The organism is Cupriavidus sp. 01L45 (assembly GCF_056399885.1).
The window spans coordinates 14346-31164 of record NZ_JBFTSG010000021.1 but is presented as its reverse complement, the minus strand read 5'-3'; the positions used below and the strand labels follow the sequence as shown (position 1 = coordinate 31164).

Annotated in this window: 15 protein-coding genes; 14 read left to right on the top strand and 1 reads right to left on the bottom strand. The window is 64.0% G+C overall.

Going from position 1 to position 16819, the window contains the following annotated elements:
- Positions 1–188: 188 nt before the first annotated feature.
- Genes ccoN through AC1DT6_RS16290 form a run of 7 tightly spaced genes read left to right on the top strand, consistent with a single transcriptional unit; the run spans position 189 to position 5502 of the window.
- Positions 189–1637 carry a cytochrome-c oxidase, cbb3-type subunit I gene (gene ccoN / locus AC1DT6_RS16320; RefSeq protein WP_477114782.1) on the top strand — a complete coding sequence of 483 codons (1449 nt, stop codon included), beginning with the start codon at positions 189–191 and terminating at the stop codon, positions 1635–1637.
- 19 nt (positions 1638–1656) lie between these two features.
- Complete coding sequence (gene ccoO / locus AC1DT6_RS16315; RefSeq protein WP_441632174.1) at positions 1657–2334, top strand: cytochrome-c oxidase, cbb3-type subunit II; 678 nt, start codon at positions 1657–1659, stop codon at positions 2332–2334.
- A gap of 3 nt (positions 2335–2337) precedes the next feature.
- A complete protein-coding gene (locus tag AC1DT6_RS16310; RefSeq protein WP_035867847.1) occupies positions 2338–2541 on the top strand; it encodes a cbb3-type cytochrome oxidase subunit 3 in 204 nt (67 codons plus the stop codon).
- 3 nt (positions 2542–2544) lie between these two features.
- Positions 2545–3471 (top strand): cytochrome-c oxidase, cbb3-type subunit III, encoded by a 927-nt coding sequence (ccoP, locus tag AC1DT6_RS16305; protein WP_045239399.1) that lies wholly within the window; start codon positions 2545–2547, stop codon positions 3469–3471.
- Positions 3472–3520: 49 nt separating this feature from the next.
- Complete coding sequence (gene ccoG / locus AC1DT6_RS16300; protein WP_441632177.1) at positions 3521–5014, top strand: cytochrome c oxidase accessory protein CcoG; 1494 nt, start codon at positions 3521–3523, stop codon at positions 5012–5014.
- Positions 5015–5038: 24 nt separating this feature from the next.
- Positions 5039–5254 carry a FixH family protein gene (locus AC1DT6_RS16295; RefSeq protein ID WP_081862235.1) on the top strand — a complete coding sequence of 72 codons (216 nt, stop codon included), beginning with the start codon at positions 5039–5041 and terminating at the stop codon, positions 5252–5254.
- A 2-nt stretch (positions 5255–5256) separates the two neighbouring features.
- On the top strand, positions 5257–5502 hold the full coding sequence (locus AC1DT6_RS16290; protein WP_441632179.1) for a hypothetical protein: 246 nt from the start codon (positions 5257–5259) through the stop codon (positions 5500–5502).
- A gap of 161 nt (positions 5503–5663) precedes the next feature.
- Here the strand turns inward: AC1DT6_RS16290 and fnr are convergent, their stop codons facing one another.
- Positions 5664–6389: a fumarate/nitrate reduction transcriptional regulator Fnr gene (fnr, locus tag AC1DT6_RS16285; protein ID WP_035867856.1), complete on the bottom strand. Its 726-nt coding sequence runs from the start codon at positions 6387–6389 to the stop codon at positions 5664–5666.
- 286 nt (positions 6390–6675) lie between these two features.
- Here fnr and AC1DT6_RS16280 point away from each other — a divergent pair, with 286 nt between their 5' ends.
- From AC1DT6_RS16280 to rbfA, 7 genes are all read left to right on the top strand, one after another.
- Complete coding sequence (locus AC1DT6_RS16280; RefSeq protein WP_477114781.1) at positions 6676–7434, top strand: sulfite exporter TauE/SafE family protein; 759 nt, start codon at positions 6676–6678, stop codon at positions 7432–7434.
- Between the two features lie 586 nt (positions 7435–8020).
- Positions 8021–9073, top strand: a complete 1053-nt coding sequence (scpB, locus tag AC1DT6_RS16275; protein ID WP_441632183.1) for an SMC-Scp complex subunit ScpB — start codon at positions 8021–8023, stop codon at positions 9071–9073.
- Positions 9074–9078: 5 nt separating this feature from the next.
- Positions 9079–11061, top strand: coding sequence for a 23S rRNA pseudouridine(2605) synthase RluB (rluB, locus tag AC1DT6_RS16270; protein WP_441632185.1), 1983 nt, complete (start codon positions 9079–9081; stop codon positions 11059–11061).
- A 333-nt stretch (positions 11062–11394) separates the two neighbouring features.
- The gene (gene rimP / locus AC1DT6_RS16265) at positions 11395–11883 is read left to right on the top strand and encodes a ribosome maturation factor RimP (protein WP_441632187.1); all 489 of its coding nucleotides are present in this window, start codon (positions 11395–11397) and stop codon (positions 11881–11883) included.
- Positions 11880–13355, top strand: coding sequence for a transcription termination factor NusA (nusA, locus tag AC1DT6_RS16260; protein WP_477102916.1), 1476 nt, complete (start codon positions 11880–11882; stop codon positions 13353–13355). Before rimP ends, nusA begins: the two co-directional genes overlap by 4 nt.
- A gap of 94 nt (positions 13356–13449) precedes the next feature.
- Entirely contained in the window at positions 13450–16350 is a 2901-nt protein-coding gene (gene infB, locus AC1DT6_RS16255) for a translation initiation factor IF-2 (RefSeq protein ID WP_477114780.1), read from the top strand.
- Positions 16351–16412: 62 nt separating this feature from the next.
- Positions 16413–16781: a 30S ribosome-binding factor RbfA gene (gene rbfA / locus AC1DT6_RS16250; protein WP_035867871.1), complete on the top strand. Its 369-nt coding sequence runs from the start codon at positions 16413–16415 to the stop codon at positions 16779–16781.
- Positions 16782–16819 lie beyond the last annotated feature (38 nt).

The following is a 16819-nucleotide window of genomic DNA, read 5'->3' as shown; positions in this document are numbered from 1 at the left end:
CGCCGCCGCTTGCCGCGGCAAGAATGGCTGTCCTCGCCCACGCGCGACGCGCATGCGTGCGGATGCGAGACGCCGTTGCGCCTTAGTTCCCATGCTTTCCCGTGCGCTTGATACAGATCAAGACGCCCGGAGCGCGGTTTTCCTACAGTCACAACATCAATTCATATTTATCCAATCTGGGGGTCTGAATGGCTGTCACCGCCGCGTATTCTCGCGCCGACACCTTCAATTACGGCGTCGTGCGGCAATTTGCCGTCATGACGGTAGTCTGGGGGATCGTCGGTATGGCCGTCGGCGTGCTGCTCGCAGCACAGCTGATCTGGCCGGAGCTTAACTTCAACACGCCATGGCTGTCCTTCGGGCGCCTGCGTCCGCTGCATACCAATGCCGTCATTTTCGCGTTTGGCGGCAGCGCGCTGTTTGCCACCTCCTACTACATCGTGCAGCGTACCTGCCAGGCACGGCTGTTCTGCGGCCCGCTGGCCGCGTTCACGTTCTGGGGCTGGCAACTGGTGATCGTTGCCGCGGCCATCACGCTGCCGATGGGCTTCACCAGCTCGAAGGAATACGCCGAACTCGAATGGCCGATCGACATCCTGATCACGCTGGTCTGGGTGGCTTACGCCATCGTGTTCTTCGGCACCATCATGAAGCGCARGACCCGCCATATCTACGTGGCCAACTGGTTCTTCGGCGCTTACATCCTGACCATCGCCATATTGCACATCGTCAACAACGTCGAGATGCCTGTGACGATGTGGAAGTCCTACTCGGCCTATGCCGGCGTGCAGGACGCCATGGTGCAGTGGTGGTACGGCCATAACGCGGTGGGCTTTTTCCTGACCACCAGCTTCCTGGGCATGATGTATTACTTCATTCCCAAGCAGGCCGGCCGCCCGATCTACTCCTACCGCCTGTCGATCGTTCACTTCTGGGCGCTGAACTTCACCTATATGTGGGCCGGCCCCCACCACCTGCAGTACACCGCGCTGCCCGACTGGGCGCAGTCGCTCGGCATGGTGTTCTCGCTGATCCTGCTGGCGCCTTCTTGGGGCGGCATGATCAACGGCATCATGACCTTGTCGGGTGCCTGGCACAAGCTGCGCACCGATCCCATCCTCAAGTTCCTGGTGGTGGCGCTGTCCTTCTACGGCATGGCGACCTTCGAGGGCTCGATGATGTCGATCAAGACTGTCAACGCGCTGTCGCACTACACGGACTGGACCATCGGCCACGTGCACTCCGGTGCGCTGGGCTGGGTCGCGATGATTTCGATCGGCTCGCTCTATTACCTGATCCCGCGTCTGTTTGGCGAGAAGGAGATGTACAGCGTGCGGCTGATCGAACTGCACTTCTGGATCGCCACCATCGGCGTGGTCCTGTATATCGCCTCGATGTGGATCGCAGGCGTGATGGAAGGCTTGATGTGGCGGGCCACGCAGCCCGACGGCACGCTCACCTATGCCTTCGTGGAAGCGGTCAAGGCCAAGTACCCGTTCTACCTGATCCGCTTGCTGGGTGGCCTGTGTTTCCTGTCCGGCATGTTGCTGATGGCCTACAACGTGGCGCGAACCATCATCGGCAAGCCCGCGGTGGATGCGCCGATCCCGACCAGCGTTGGTGCCTCCGCCCATTGATCATTCCAGGATAGAAACGATGTCTGAAAAACGAAGCTTCTTTACGCACGAGACCCTGGAGAAGAACATCGGCTGGCTGATCATCTGCACCATCCTGGTGGTCAGTATCGCCGGGCTAGTCCAGATTGTGCCGCTGTTCTTCCAGCACTCCACAACGGAGCCCGATGCGGGGATCAAGCCGTATTCGCCGCTGCGCCTGATGGGCCGCGATATCTATATCCGCGAGGGTTGCGTGGGCTGCCATTCGCAGCAGGTGCGTACGCTGCAGGGCGATGTCGAACGCTATGGCCACTACTCGACGGCCGGCGAATCGGTCTATGACCATCCCTTCCTGTGGGGCTCCAAGCGTACTGGTCCCGACCTGGCGCGCGTGGGCGGCCGCTATTCCGATGACTGGCAGCGCATCCACCTGCGCAATCCGCGCGACGTGGTGCCCGAGTCGGTGATGCCGTCCTACCCGTGGCTCGAGAAGGCTCCGCTGCAGGCCAACGATATCCGCGACCGCATGCGTGCGCTGAGGCGGCTGGGTGTGCCCTATACCGACGCCGAGATCGAACAGGCGCCCGCCACGCTGGCAGGCAAGACCGAAGAGGACGCGATGGTCGCCTACCTGCAGGAGCTTGGCATCAGCAAGCGCAATGTGCGTGTGGACACCGCAGCCGCGGTTCAGCCCGCAGCCGCGCCGGCCAAGGAGTAAGCCATGGCAATGATCACTGCGTTTTCCACCGTGATCTCGATGGTGGCGTTTCTCGCGATCTGCTGGTGGGCCTGGTCGTCCGGCCGCAAGGCAGCCAACCAGGAGTCGGCCATGCTGCCATTCGCGCTGCCCGACGAGCCGCTGGCCGCGAACCACGACGGCCGCCATCGTGCCGGCGGAGCAAACAACACCAAGCAGGAACACTGAGTCATGAGCGACTTCTTCACGGATTTCTGGAGTTACTACATCGCCGCCATTGCGCTGGTAGGCATCGTCTGGTGCATATGGCTGCTGTTCTCCCAGCGCAAGGTGGTCAAGGTGGCCGGCGCTACCGAAGACACTGGCCACGTGTGGGACGGCGACCTGCGCGAGCTGAACAATCCGCTGCCACGCTGGTGGATGTGGATGTTCCTGCTGGCTTGCCTCTTCGGRCTGGTCTACCTGGTGCTGTACCCGGGACTGGGTTCCTACGCCGGCGTGCTCAAGACATCCAGCCGGGTCGAACTGGAGGCACATCGCAAGGCGGCTGAGCAGGTGCAGAGCGATGTCTATGGCAAGTACATGCAGATGGACGTCAAGCAGGTGGCCGCGGATCCGGCTGCGCGCGAGATCGGGCAGCGCCTGTTTCTCAACTACTGCGCGCAATGCCATGGCTCCGACGCGCGCGGCAGCCGCGGCTTTCCCAACCTGACCGACAACGACTGGCTGTATGGCGGCGATCCCGCGACCATCACCCAGACCATTACCAAGGGGCGCAACGGCGTGATGCCGTCATTCGCTTCGACCATCGACGGCAAACTGGCCGGCGACGTGGCGCAATACGTTCGTTCGCTGTCAGGCTTGTCTTCCGATCCGATTCGCGCCTCGCGTGGCGAAAGCACATTCAAGTCCACGTGCGCGGCCTGCCATGGCTCTTCCGGCAAGGGTAACCAGGCGCTCGGTGCGCCCAACCTGTCGGACAAGGTCTGGCTGTACGGCAGTTCGGAGGCAAACATCGTCGACGCCATCCTGAAGGGTCACAACAACCACATGCCGGCACACGAGGAAATCCTGACGCCGGAGCGCATCCGCATGCTGACGGCCTATGTCTGGGGACTGTCGAACAATGGGGCAGCCCCCGCGGGGAGCGGGCAATGAACGGCGACGCCAGCATGTGGAGCCTGCGTGCCGCTGGGGGTGATCGCCCATGAATGCCCCGGAACCGGAACCGCTGAGAAAGCACGGAGCCGCCTGGGGGCCTCTGCGGGAGCCCGCATCCGCCACGGGGGATGGGGAAACCTCGGATGAAACCCTGTACGAAGTCCGCCGCAAGATCTATCCGCGCTCAGTCACAGGGGCGTTTTCGAGCTGGCGGGTCTGGATGGTGGTCCTGACCCAGCTGTTCTTCTATGGCATGCCCTGGCTGCAATGGAACGGCCGCCAGGCCATGTTGTTCGATCTCGGCGCGCGCAAGTTCTACATCTTCGGCTTGGTGCTCTGGCCGCAGGATGTGATCTACCTGTCCGTGCTGCTGGTGATTTCCGCGCTCTCGCTGTTCCTGTTCACGGCGATCGCGGGTCGCCTGTTCTGCGGCTATGCCTGTCCGCAGACGGTGTACACAGAAATCTTCATGTGGATCGAGCGGCATGTGGAAGGCGATCGCTTTGCCCGCATCCGCCTGGATGGCGATCCGTGGAGCGCGCGCAAGCTGCGGCTCAAGGCCACCAAGCACACGCTCTGGATCGTGATCGCGCTATGGACCGGCTTTACCTTCGTCGGGTACTTTTCGCCCATTCGCGAGTTGGGCGGCCACGTGCTCAGCCTGTCGCTGGGGCCGTGGCAAACGTTCTGGATGCTGTTCTACGCCTTCGCCACCTGGGGCAACGCCGGCTTCATGCGCGAGCAGGTGTGCAAGTACATGTGTCCTTATGCACGCTTCCAGAGCGTGATGGTCGATCGCGACACGTATGTGGTGACGTATGACGTGGGCCGCGGCGAGCCGCGCGGCAGCCGCTCGCGCAAGGTGGACCACCAGGCCGCCGGCATGGGCGATTGCGTGAACTGCAGCATCTGCGTGCAGGTCTGCCCCACCGGCATCGATATTCGCGACGGCCTGCAGTACGACTGCATCGGTTGCGGCGCCTGCATCGACGCCTGCAACCAGGTCATGGACAAGATGGCGTATCCGCGCGGGCTGATCCGCTACACCTCGGAGAACGCCATGCGCAGCGTGCTGCCCGAGGCGGAGGCGCGCAAGCGTCTGTTCCGGCCGCGCACGGTGGTGTACTCCGTGATCTGGCTGGCCCTGGTTGCCGGCTTCACGGTGTCGCTGGCCATGCGCACACCGCTCAAGGTCGATATCATCCGCGACCGCGGCGCGCTGGGCAGGGAAGTGGAGGGACGCTGGATCGAGAACGTGTATCGCCTGCAACTGATCAACACGACCGAGGCGCCGATGCATGTGGCCATTCGCGCGGACAGTGATGACCTGAAGGGCCTGGCCGTGGAATACGATCACGCTGCCGGCAATCTCGAGCCCACCTCAAACCGCCTGATTCCGATTCGCGTGCGCGTGCCGATCGAAGCCGCTGGCCAGGGCACCCACAAGATCCAGGTGACGGTCACTGCGACAGGAGATGACAGTGGGGGCGGTGCGGAAATCAGCCAGGGCACCAGCTTCATCGTACCGCGCAATCTTTGAACCGAGAAATCTAGAGGAGGCCTGATGATGCAGCAAAGCAATCCCTGGTGGAAGGAACCCTGGCCATGGCTGCTGATGAGCGGGCCCTTGCTGGCGATGGTGGCCTGCGGGGTCACGATCTGGCTGGCCATGACGCACCCGGACCCGCCCGTTGTCGATGGCGTATCGCGGCACGGGTTGGTGGTCGAGAAGACGGGTATCGGGCGGCAGGCTGAGCCGGCCACGGCGCAGGCGAGGTGACCATGAGACTGCGCTGGCTGATGTGGGTGCTATGGCCCGGCTTCCTGGTAGCCGGGCTGACGACCGCCCTGGTGTTTTCGATGGTCGATCCCGGCGATCTGCGCTTCTTCGGACAGCCGGTCGAGGCGTCGCGGGAGGCGGTTTACACCGTGGGCTTCCTGGTCGCGTGGGTGCTTTGTTCGTTGTCGAGCGGCCTGACGCTTTACACCATGCCCACGCGGCTGGCGGAGACAGACGAACTGGAGTGAGCGCGATGCGCGTCTTCGCGCCGCGGGGCAGGGGGCGGCGGAGCAGGAGTGTCGTGACCAGGCCGGCGCGACGTGGTATTGGCACCACGCAAGGAAGGCAAGGCGGCTGCCAATGCCGCGGGAGCCGGGAAACTCCGCGCGGCCGGTCGATGCCTGCCGGACTAGCAGGACTTGTTGATGATCTGCTTGATGCCTGTCATGTCGACCAGCTTGACGTGCCGCTGGCGGATCTGGATCAGCCCGGCTTCCGCAAAACGGGAGAACAGGCGGCTGACGGTTTCGAGCTTGAGCCCGAGGTAGCTGCCGATCTCCTCGCGGCTCATGCGCAGCACGAACTCGGAGGCCGAATAGCCGCGCGCGGAAAGGCGCTCCGAAAGGTTGATCAGGAAGGCGGCAAGCCGCTCTTCGGCGCGCATCGAGCCCAGCGTGATCAGCATCACCTGGTCCTGCGAGATTTCCTTGCTCATCAGCCGCATGAACTGATGTTGCAACGACGGGAGCGCACCGGACAGCGACTGGAGGTCGCCGAAGCGCACCACGCAAACTTCGGTATCCTCAAGGGCGGTGGCGTCGGACGCGTGCTGCATTTCGCCAAGGCCGTCGAGCCCGACGACTTCGCCGGGGAGGTGGAAGCCCGTGATCTGCGAGCGGCCATCTTCCATCGTCAGGTGGGTTTTGAGCGTGCCGAAGCGGATCGCATAGACGGCGGTGAGCGGATCGCCGAGGCGGTACAGGGTCTCGCCCTTGCGTACGCGCACGCGCTCCTGCACCAGCGAATCCATTTTTTCGAGGTCCTGCTGCGACATGCCGACGGGCAGGCAGAGCTGTCCCAGCGAGCAAGTGGAGCAGCGGGGCGACATCTCGGTAATGGGAATGGATGTTAGCAATTGGGGCCTGTCGGTTTAGCGCAATCACTCAAGCGCGTGTGGCAGGCGCATTGAGTTGAAAGCTTGACGTTGAGAGCTGTCGGTTGGAAGCGCTATCCACATTAGCCTGGCGCGGGTCTGGCGGGGCCTGCCATCTGCGTGGCGCCGCCTGCCGTGCCCGTCGTCATGATTTGCGATTGCGCGGATGTGCGCGGGCGCTGGGCTTCATGTTGATAGCGCCTCTTGGAGTCGCGGGGGCGCGTAGGGCGCATTTTACCGCGCCAGGCGATGTGATTGGGAGGAGAAGTTGACCGTAGGCGTGCTCTTCAGCGTTTTTACCCTGGCTTTGCTAGGTGGTGTGCATTGCGCGGCCATGTGTGGCGGCATTGCGCTTGCGGCCGAGCAAGGCGGCACGGCCCGTGTGCCGGCCACCATCCTGCGCCGGCCAGGCCACTGGCTGCTCGAACTCCTGGTGATGCATGCCGGGCGGCTGAGCATGTATGCGCTGTTGGGCGCCTTGCTGGGTACCCTGGGCGCCGGTGTGTGGAAGGCCCAGTACTTGCCGCTGCAGCGCTGGCTGTTCGGAATCGGCAGCATGATGCTGGTGATGTCGGGATTATGGATGTTGCGTGGGCGCGCCGTGGGGGCTGGCTGGCTGGAGCGGTTTGCCGCGCGCGGCGCTGGCGGTTTGCTCCGTTTTCTTGCCGCCGTGGGCGTGCGCCTGGCGCCCTTGGGCCTGCCACAGGGGCGGCTGCTGCGCCGCTACGGCATGGGGCTGGCCTGGGGGCTGGTACCATGCGGCATGGTCTATGGCGCCCTGGCGATGGCGCTGCTGGCCGGGAACGCCCCTTCGGGTGCGCTGGTGATGGCCGTGTTCGGACTGGGCACTTTGCCAAACCTGTTGGTTATCTCGGGCCTGTCCGGCTACCTCAGGCAGTGGTCGYGCCGCCCGGCGGTACGTACCCTTGCCGGTTTGGCAGTGGCTGCCTTTGGTGTCGTCGGGGTGGCGCGCGCGCTGCTTTTGCCAGAGACGCTGGCCGCGCACGGCTTCTGTCTGGTCTTCTGATACGCCGCTTCATGGCGCATTACGCACTTTGTCGGGCAGATGCCTGTGTGAATCGGTTGCAGGTTTGCCAGGGAATGCCATACAATCGCAAGAACAGCGATATCGCGCAGCGTATTTCATCGTGGCATCGTCAGGTAGCATTCGCACTCGGGGATGCATGCCAGGAACCCTCCAGCACGTATTACCGCCAGGGACCGTTCCCAATCCGCCGTCCGGTTCAAAAGATTATTTGGTTCAAAAGACCAGCCACGGCAGGGCGGGGTGAAATAGGCCAAGCAGGCCCGATATCCGTATTTTTCTTGCACCCGGAGCGACGGACGTCGTGCCGGACAGGTCCGCCACATCAGGGGGAAGGCGCGACGCAAGGGCTCCGTCGACCGGCAGGTAAAGCCGGTGGCCGGGCGATCTCCTGCCGGGCAGGTCCGGCACCCGATGCAAAAAAGAAAGCGCACGACTGCATGCATCAAGCATTGTGGTTGGCTGCGCGGTCAGATGGCGGTGGCAATTCCAACCGCTGAACCCGCAATCTCCAGTGCGTCCGGGTTTGTCCGGGGCGCAGGTGCAAAGACAGGCTGCACGCAATCACATGAATACCCAAGAGGCGAAGATCGTCCTCGAGACCGCGCTGATTTGTGCGCAGGAACCCTTGCGCGTCAATGACTTGCGCCGGCTTTTTGCCGACGACGTCGGTGCCGACACCATTCGGGTGCTGCTGGAAGAGTTGCGCCGCGACTGGGAGCAGCGCGGCGTGGAACTCGTGGCGCTGGCCAGCGGCTGGCGCTTTCAGAGCCGCCCCGTCATGCGCGAATACCTGGACCGGCTGAATCCTGAAAAGCCGCCGAAATATTCCCGCGCGGTCATGGAGACGCTGGCGATCATCGCCTACCGGCAGCCGGTCACCCGGGGCGATATCGAGGAAATCCGCGGTGTTGCGGTGAGCACCGAAGTCGTGAAGAAGCTCGAGGACCGTAGCTGGATCGAGGTGATCGGCTACCGCGACGTACCGGGCCGGCCGGCCTTGTACGCTACCACCAAGAACTTCCTTGATGACCTTGGCCTGCGCTCGCTAGATGAGTTGCCGCCGCTGGAGGATGTCCAGGCGCAGACGCAAGCCGCGCTGCTGAACCAGGAGCCCATAGATTTCGAGGCCCTGGGCACTGTGCCCGCTTTGCCGGCCGGAAGCGACGAAGAAGCGTTCGCGGAGGCCGGCGAGGAGCCTGCGGGCGGCGCTGGCGCTGCCGTCGCCGATGTGTCCAATGCTGGCGAATTGACCCGCTCCGTCCCCGGTGTCCTCGATGCCGGTGCCACGGATGGCATCGCCGAACTGGTGGAAGCATTTGAAAAGAAGGACGCCTCGGTGCAAGCGCAAGCCGTGCCCGAGGCTGAAGTACCCGCGGTGTCCGAGCCGGATGATGGGCCGGAGAGCGAACTGGTGTCCGCCGGGCCCATGGGGGCGCGGCTTGACGGCACAGCCGTGGAGGATGCCGTCGACGACGGCGAAGCAAATGAGCAAACGGAAGCACCCGCCAACGGTTACCACGAGCAAGTGGCCTCCGGCGAGCAGGAGTCCGAAGTCCCGGGGGCGTCCAAGACGAATCCGGCGCACCCCAGCGAGCACGACGAGCGCGTGTCCAACTGAACACCATGCAACATCCGAATGTGAATACCTTGTCCGATTCTGTTGATCAAGACGTCCGCCAGGCGGATACGCCGGCCGGCGATGCCGGCAATGGCGCCGAAGGCGCGCCGCGCCGCAAGGGCCTGCGCCGTGGCCTGCGCAATCTGGTGGCCACGCGCCGCCAGGCCACGCAGGACCGCGATGGCGGGCGTGCCGCGGAAGGCGATGCACTTGCCTTCGCTGGCGGTCCGGACGCGGGAGCCGCACCGGACGCGCAATCCGCGCGTGGCGATGGCGTGAGAAAGGGGCGTACGCGCGGCAAGCGCAAGCCCGCCGAAGGCGAGTCCGTGCAGGCCGGCGAGCAGCAGGGCGAACGCCCGGCGCCGCGAGGCCGCCGCGCGTTCGGCGGCGACACTGCCGAAGGTGCGAGCGAAACCGGCGGCGAAGCCGCTGGAGAGCGCCAGCGCGACGGTGCCCGCGCCAACTCCAACGGCGCGCGCAAGCGCAAGCCGCAGCAAGGCCAGCAGCCGCAGGGCGCGGCCAGGCGCGGCAGTGCCGAGGGGCAGCAGGGTGGCCCGCGCCAGGCAAGCAAAGGAAACAAAGGCAGGGGCGGCACGCAGCGCCAGGCTCCGGGCGTGCCCGAGAAGGCCCCCGCGGCTGCAGCCGCAGGTGGCGAAGACCTGTTTCGTTTCGTCATCTCCGGCCAGTACGACCAGGAAGATACCAGCGGTGTGCGTGCCAAGGTAAAGCCGGTGCGCGAGCTCTCGGCCGATGACGATGCGCCCAAGCTGCACAAAGTGCTCGCCGAGGGCGGCCTGGGTTCGCGCCGCGAGATGGAGGAGCTGATCCTGCAGGGGCGCGTTTCTGTCAATGGCCTGCCGGCCCATATTGGACAACGCATCCTGCCGGCCGATCAGGTCCGCGTCAACGGCAAGCTGATCCATCGCCGTGTGTCGACCAAGCCGCCGCGCGTGCTGCTTTACCACAAGCCGGCGGGCGAGATCGTCAGCCAGTCGGATCCGGAAGGCCGTCCGACCGTGTTCGACAGCCTGCCGCGCATCAAGGCAGGGAAATGGGTGGCCGTGGGCCGCCTGGACTTCAACACCGAAGGGCTGCTGATCTTTACCTCCTCGGGCGATATCGCCAACAAGTTCATGCATCCGCGCTACGGCGTGGAGCGCGAGTATGCGGTCCGCACGCTGGGCGAGCTGGCGGAGGCGGATCGCCAGCGCCTGCTGCATGGCATCAAGCTTGACGATGGTGAAGCCAATTTCCTGCGCATCGCCGACGGCGGTGGCGAGGGCATCAACCACTGGTATCACGTCGCGCTGACCGAAGGCCGCAATCGCGAAGTGCGCCGCATGTTCGAGGCCGTCGGCCTGACCGTGTCGCGCCTGATTCGCACCCGGTACGGTCAGTTCCTGCTGCCCCGCGGCCTTAAGCGCGGCCGCTGGCAGGAACTCGCCGCGGATGACGTGCGCGCGCTGATGGCGTCCATCGGCCTGAAGGCGCCCGGCAAGGGTGATGGCGGCCCCAGAGGTGGCACCAAGGTGGGTGGTCGCCAGCAGCGCACCGAGGCAGCCATTGCCGGCATGCCGATGCCGACCGGCATGGATGGCCTGCCGCGCGTCAACAGGAACAATGGCCCGCGCGGTAGTGGCGCAGGCCGGGGTCAGCCAGATCCGATGCAGACCTCGATGGGTTATATCGGCGGCCCGACGCTGCTCACCTCGCATACCACGAAGTTTGGCGGTGGCGCGGCGGGTTCCCCGCGTGGTCCTGGTGGTCCGGGGCGCGGCGGTGGCCGGGGCAGCCGAGGCACGAAYGGACCCATGGGCCCGATGGGTGGTATGGGCGGTATGGGTGGCATGGGTGGCATGGGTGGCGGCCAAGGCCGTTCCCAGCGTCGYGGCGGTGGTGAAGCCAACGGCAATGTGATGCCGCAGGCTGGCAAGCCCAGTGGCAATCGCCGTCCTCGCGGCGGCGGTGGCCGCGACGGCAATCGCTAAAGCGAGGGAAGGCAGTGCGCGCGGGGCCGGCCACGCAAGGAAAAGCGCGGCCCGGGCCGCGCCCCTGGCAAGCCAAGTCCTGGTGCCTTTGCCTTTTGCATCGCGACAGCGTATAATCCAAGTCTATTCAAAAGTCATCCTGTAAAAGGGTGGGCGAATGATGGGCATTGCGCCCATTTTTTTTTTGCTTCGCCCGTTTCGTGTGCTTGCCGTGTTTCACGGCGCGCCGGTCGGGATGGCTGGCAGGCAAGCAGGCTGCAAGCCGCCAACAAAGGCGGCCGTGCCGGTGGGCTGGGTCTGCCACGGTATTGATGGCCATTATTCGGGAATACAGTGCATCTGGCAGATTTGATCGAAACCACCCTTAACGGCATGGGGTACGAGCTGGTTGAGCTCGAGCGCGCTCCGGGCGGACTCATGCGCGTCTATATCGATCAGCCTGAAACCGGCATCGTCATTGAGGACTGCGAGAAGGTAAGCCGCCAGCTTACCCACGTGCTGACCGTCGAGAATATCGACTACGAGCGCCTCGAAGTGTCCTCGCCGGGGCTGGACCGGCCGCTGAAGAAACTGGCTGACTACGTCCGCTTCGCGGGTCAGGAAGCCAGGGTCACGCTGCGCCTGCCGATCAATGGCCAGAAGAATTTCGTCGGCATCCTGCAGACGCCCACCGGCGAGCCGGGGGCGGAGCAGGTCGGCCTCGAGTTCGAAGGCCAGAATGGCACGGCACTGCTGGAATTCGCCATATCCGATGTCGATCGCGCACGCCTGGTGCCGGTGATCGACTTCAAAGGAAATCAGAAAAAAGGGAACAAGCAATGAGCCGCGAAGTTCTGTTGCTCGTCGATGCGCTTGCGCGTGAGAAGAACGTCGACAAGGATGTGGTATTCGGTGCGCTGGAAGCGGCACTCGCTTCGGCAACCAAGAAGCGCTTCGAGGAAGACGTGGACATTCGCGTCGCCATCGATCGCGAGTCCGGTGAGCACGAGACGTTTCGTCGCTGGCTTGTGGTCCCCGATGAACAGGGCCTGCAGGAGCCGGACAAGCAGATCCTCATGTTCGAGGCACGCGAGCAGAATGCGGACATCGAGCTGGATGACTTCATCGAAGAGCAGATCGAATCGGTCGAGTTCGGCCGTATCGGTGCGCAAGCCGCCAAGCAGGTGATCCTGCAGAAGATCCGCGACGCCGAGCGCGAGCAGATCCTCAACGATTACCTCGATCGTGGCGAAAAGGTCATGACCGGTACGGTCAAGCGTGCCGACAAGAAGGGCCTGATCGTCGAGTCCGGCCGCGTGGAAGCGCTGCTGGCCCGCGACCAGATCATTCCGAAGGAAAATCTGCGCACCGGCGACCGTGTGCGCGCTTATATCCTGAATGTGGATCGCACCGCACGCGGCCCGCAAATCGAGCTGTCGCGTACCGCGCCCGAGTTCCTGATCAAGCTCTTCGAGAATGAAGTGCCGGAGATGGAGCAGGGCCTGCTGGAGATCAAGGCGGCTGCCCGTGACCCTGGCGTACGCGCCAAGATCGCCGTGGTGGCGCATGACAAGCGCATCGACCCGATCGGGACGTGCGTTGGCGTGCGCGGCACGCGGGTGACCGCGGTCCGTAACGAAATCGGCGGCGAAGCGGTCGACATCGTGCTGTGGTCGGAAGACCCAGCGCAGTTCGTGATTGGCGCGCTGGCGCCGGCACAGGTACAGTCGATTGTTGTCGACGAGGAAAAGCACAGCATGGACGTGGTGGTGGACGAGGAAAACCTCGCTGTCGCCATCGGCCGCAGCGGTCAGAACGTACGCCTGGCGTCCGAGCTGACCGGCTGGCAGATCAACATCATGACGCAGGAAGAATCGGCGCAGAAGCAGGCCGAGGAAAGCGACGTGGTGCGCAAGTTGTTCATGGCCAAGCTGGACGTGGACGAAGAAGTGGCTGACATCTTGATCGACGAAGGTTTCTCCACGCTGGAAGAAGTGGCCTATGTGCCCATCAGCGAGATGTTGGAGATTGACGCCTTCGATGAAGATACCGTCAACGAGCTGCGCAACCGCGCACGCGATGCGCTCTTGACGATGGAACTGGCCCGGGAAGAAAAGGTGGAAGAGGTGTCGCAGGATCTGCGTTCGCTCGACGGCCTGACCCCGGAACTGATCGGCAAGCTGGCTGAAGGCAATATCCACACGCGTGACGAACTGGCCGAGCTGGCCGTCGACGAACTTGTCGACATGGTTGGTCTCGGCGAGGAAGACGCCCGCGCGCTGATCATGAAAGCACGGGAACATTGGTTTAACTGAGGGACACGCTCACGTAACGCTTTTTCAGGCTACCTGAGCGCGCATTCCGCACACGACTGTCCCGACGTATAAACCGAGCATTGAAAGGGTTTGAATGGCAAGCACAACAGTTGCCCAACTGGCCGCAGAACTGAGCCGCAGCGCAGCTGCCCTGCTGGAACAATTGCAGGCAGCTGGGGTGGGCAAGGTGACGCCTGACGACATCATCACCGAATCCGACAAGACCAAGTTGCTGGATTACCTCAAGCGTTCGCACGGGGCGGCCGATGACAGCGCGCGCAAGAAGATCACGCTGACCAAGCGTGAGACTTCCGAGATCCGCCAGGCTGATTCCACCGGCAAGACTCGCACGGTGCAGGTCGAGGTGCGCAAGAAGCGCGTCCTGATCAAGCGCGACGAGGCTTCGCCCGAGGGCGCCGATGGCCACGACGTGGCCGACCTGCAGGTCGATGCGGCCGAGCAGGCGCGCCAGGAAGAGGAAGATCGTCAGCAGGCCGAGTTGCTGGCACGCCAGGAAGCCGAGTCGAAGGCACGCCAGGAGGCGGCTGAACGCGAGGAAGCCGAGCGCCGTGCCAAGCAGGAAGCACTGGAGGCGGAAGAACGCCGCCAGGCTGAGCTCGCCGCCCGCAAGGCGGAAGAGGAAGCCGCTGCCCTGCGCGCCGCCGCTACCGCCAAGGCGCCGGAAGACGACGACTCGCGCAAGAAGGCCGAGGACGAAAAGGTCCGTCTGGCCGCCGAGCGCGCTGCCGCGCAGAAGGCCGCCGACGATGCCAAGCAGGCTGCCGACAAGGCGCGTGCAGAGCAGGACGCAGCGCGCAAGCGCCGCGAGGCCGCCGAAGCCGAGGCGCGAGCCATTCAGCAGATGCTGAATGCGCCGGCGCGCGTGCTCAAGGCGCCGTCGGAACGCAAGGCCGAAGAGAAAAAGGCCGAGCAGACCGGTACCCTGCACAAGCCGGTCAAGGCACCGGGCACCGAAGTCAAGAAAGACGACAAGAAGCCCGCAACGACGACGACCACCGCCACCACCACCGTCGACAAGAAGACCGGCAAGGTAGTGAAGGCTGGTACGTCCTCGACCTGGCAGGACGAAGGCTCGAAGAAGAAGGGCAGCGGCCTGAAGACTCGCGGCGATTCGTCGGGTGGCGTTGGCGGCTGGCGCGGCGGTCCGCGCGGTCGTGGCAACCGTCACCAGCAGGATGATCGCGGCACCAATTTCCAGGCGCCGACGGAACCGGTGGTGCGCGAAGTGCACGTGCCGGAAACCATCTCGGTGGCGGATCTCGCCCACAAGATGGCCGTCAAGGCATCCGAGGTCATCAAGCAGATGATGAAGCTCGGCCAGATGGTGACCATCAACCAGGTGCTGGACCAGGAAACCGCCATGATCGTGGTGGAAGAAATGGGCCACAAGGCGTTTGCCGCCAAGCTGGACGATCCGGAAGCGCTGCTGGTGGTGGGTGGCGAAGACCACACCGACGCCGAGCAGCTGCCGCGTCCGCCGGTGGTGACCGTGATGGGTCACGTCGACCACGGCAAGACCTCGCTGCTGGACTACATCCGTCGTGCCAAGGTGGCGGCGGGCGAAGCCGGCGGTATTACGCAGCACATCGGTGCCTACCATGTGGAAACCGAACGCGGCGTGATCACCTTCCTGGACACCCCGGGTCACGAGGCCTTCACGGCCATGCGTGCCCGTGGCGCCAAGGCAACCGACATCGTGATCCTGGTGGTGGCGGCCGACGACGGCGTGATGCCGCAGACGAAGGAAGCTATCGCCCACGCCAAGGCGGCGGGCGTGCCCATCGTTGTGGCGATCAACAAGATCGACAAGCCTGAAGCCAACCCGGACCGCGTCAAGCAGGAACTGGTGGCCGAGCAGGTGCTGCCGGAAGAGTACGGCGGTGATTCGCCGTTCGTTCCGGTATCCGCCAAGACCGGCGCGGGCATCGACGATCTGCTGGAGCAAGTGCTGCTGCAGGCCGAAGTGCTGGAACTGCGCGCTCCGGTGGATGCCCCGGCCAAGGGCCTGGTGGTGGAAGCCCAGCTGGACAAGGGCAAGGGCCCGATCGCGACCATTCTGGTCACCAGCGGCACGCTCAAGCGTGGCGACGTGGTGCTGGCTGGCAGCGCATACGGCCGTGTCCGTGCCATGCTGGACGAAACCGGCAAGCCGACCAAGGAAGCGGGTCCCTCGATTCCGGTCGAGATCCAGGGCCTGTCCGAAGTGCCGGCCGCCGGTGAAGAAGTCCTGGTCCTGCCGGACGAGCGCAAGGCGCGCGAAATCGCGCTGTTCCGCCAAGGCAAGTACCGCGACGTCAAGCTGGCCAAGCAGCAGGCGGCCAAGCTCGAAACCATGCTGGAGCAGATGAGCGAAGGCGAAGTGCAGACGCTGCCGTTGATCGTCAAGGCCGACGTTCAAGGTTCGCAGGAAGCGCTGGTGCAATCGCTGCAGAAGCTGTCGACCGAAGAAGTGCGCGTGCAGATCGTGCACGGTGGCGTGGGCGGCATCTCGGAGTCGGACGTCAACCTGGCCACGGCCTCGAAGGCGGTCATCATCGGCTTCAACGTGCGTGCCGATGCTGGCGCGCGCAAGCTGGCCGAGAACAACGGCATCGATATCCGCTACTACAACATCATTTACGATGCGGTAGACGAGATCAAGGCGGCAATGTCGGGCATGCTGGCTCCGGAAAAGCGCGAAGTCACGCTGGGTACGGTCGAGGTGCGCCAGGTATTCCGTGTGCCGAAGATCGGTGCGGTGGCTGGCTGTATGGTCACCGATGGCATGGTCAAGCGTACCGCCCTGGTGCGGGTGCTGCGTAACAACGTGGTCATCCATACCGGCGAGCTCGATTCGCTCAAGCGCTTCWAGGACGACGTCAAGGAAGTCAAGCAAGGCTTCGAGTGCGGTTTGTCGATCAAGAACTTCAACGACGTTCAGGAAGGCGACCAGCTCGAAGTGTATGAAATCACCGAGGTGGCGCGCACGCTGTAAGGCGTGTTGCGGGCGGCGGGCCAACTGGCCCGCCGCTGCCCTTCTCGACAGAAGCGTATTGAATGGCCAAGAAAGGCAGTATCTCCTCCCGTAATCTCCGGATTTCCGACCAGATCCAGCGCGACCTGGCCGAGATGATCCAGCGTGAGCTGCGCGATCCCCGCCTGGGGCTCGTCACACTGCAGTCGGTCACGCTGACCCCCGACTACGCGCACGCCAAGGTGTACTTCACTGTGCTGGCGGCCGACGCCGCGGAAGTGGAAGGCATCCTCAACGAAAAGTCCGGCTACCTGCATTCGCTGCTCTACAAGCGGCTGCATATCCATACGGTGCCGACGCTGCGCTTTTTCCACGATACCTCGGTGGAACAGGCGATCGAGATGTCCAAGCTGATTAAAGAAGCGAACTCCACTCGCGCAAAAGAAGACTGAAAGACGGCCCGTGATTACGGGCCGTTTTCTTGTTCCCG

What these genes read in the sequence shown, in the direction of transcription:
- ccoO (WP_441632174.1), top strand. Translation starts at nt 1,657, where the DNA reads ATGTCTGAAAAACGAAGCTTCTTTACGCACGAGACCCTGGAGAAGAAC.
- AC1DT6_RS16310 (WP_035867847.1), top strand. Translation starts at nt 2,338, where the DNA reads ATGGCAATGATCACTGCGTTTTCCACCGTGATCTCGATGGTGGCGTTT.
- ccoG (WP_441632177.1), top strand. Translation starts at nt 3,521, where the DNA reads ATGAATGCCCCGGAACCGGAACCGCTGAGAAAGCACGGAGCCGCCTGG.
- AC1DT6_RS16295 (WP_081862235.1), top strand. Translation starts at nt 5,039, where the DNA reads ATGATGCAGCAAAGCAATCCCTGGTGGAAGGAACCCTGGCCATGGCTG.
- AC1DT6_RS16290 (WP_441632179.1), top strand. Translation starts at nt 5,257, where the DNA reads ATGAGACTGCGCTGGCTGATGTGGGTGCTATGGCCCGGCTTCCTGGTA.
- scpB (WP_441632183.1), top strand. Translation starts at nt 8,021, where the DNA reads ATGAATACCCAAGAGGCGAAGATCGTCCTCGAGACCGCGCTGATTTGT.
- nusA (WP_477102916.1), top strand. Translation starts at nt 11,880, where the DNA reads ATGAGCCGCGAAGTTCTGTTGCTCGTCGATGCGCTTGCGCGTGAGAAG.
- rbfA (WP_035867871.1), top strand. Translation starts at nt 16,413, where the DNA reads ATGGCCAAGAAAGGCAGTATCTCCTCCCGTAATCTCCGGATTTCCGAC.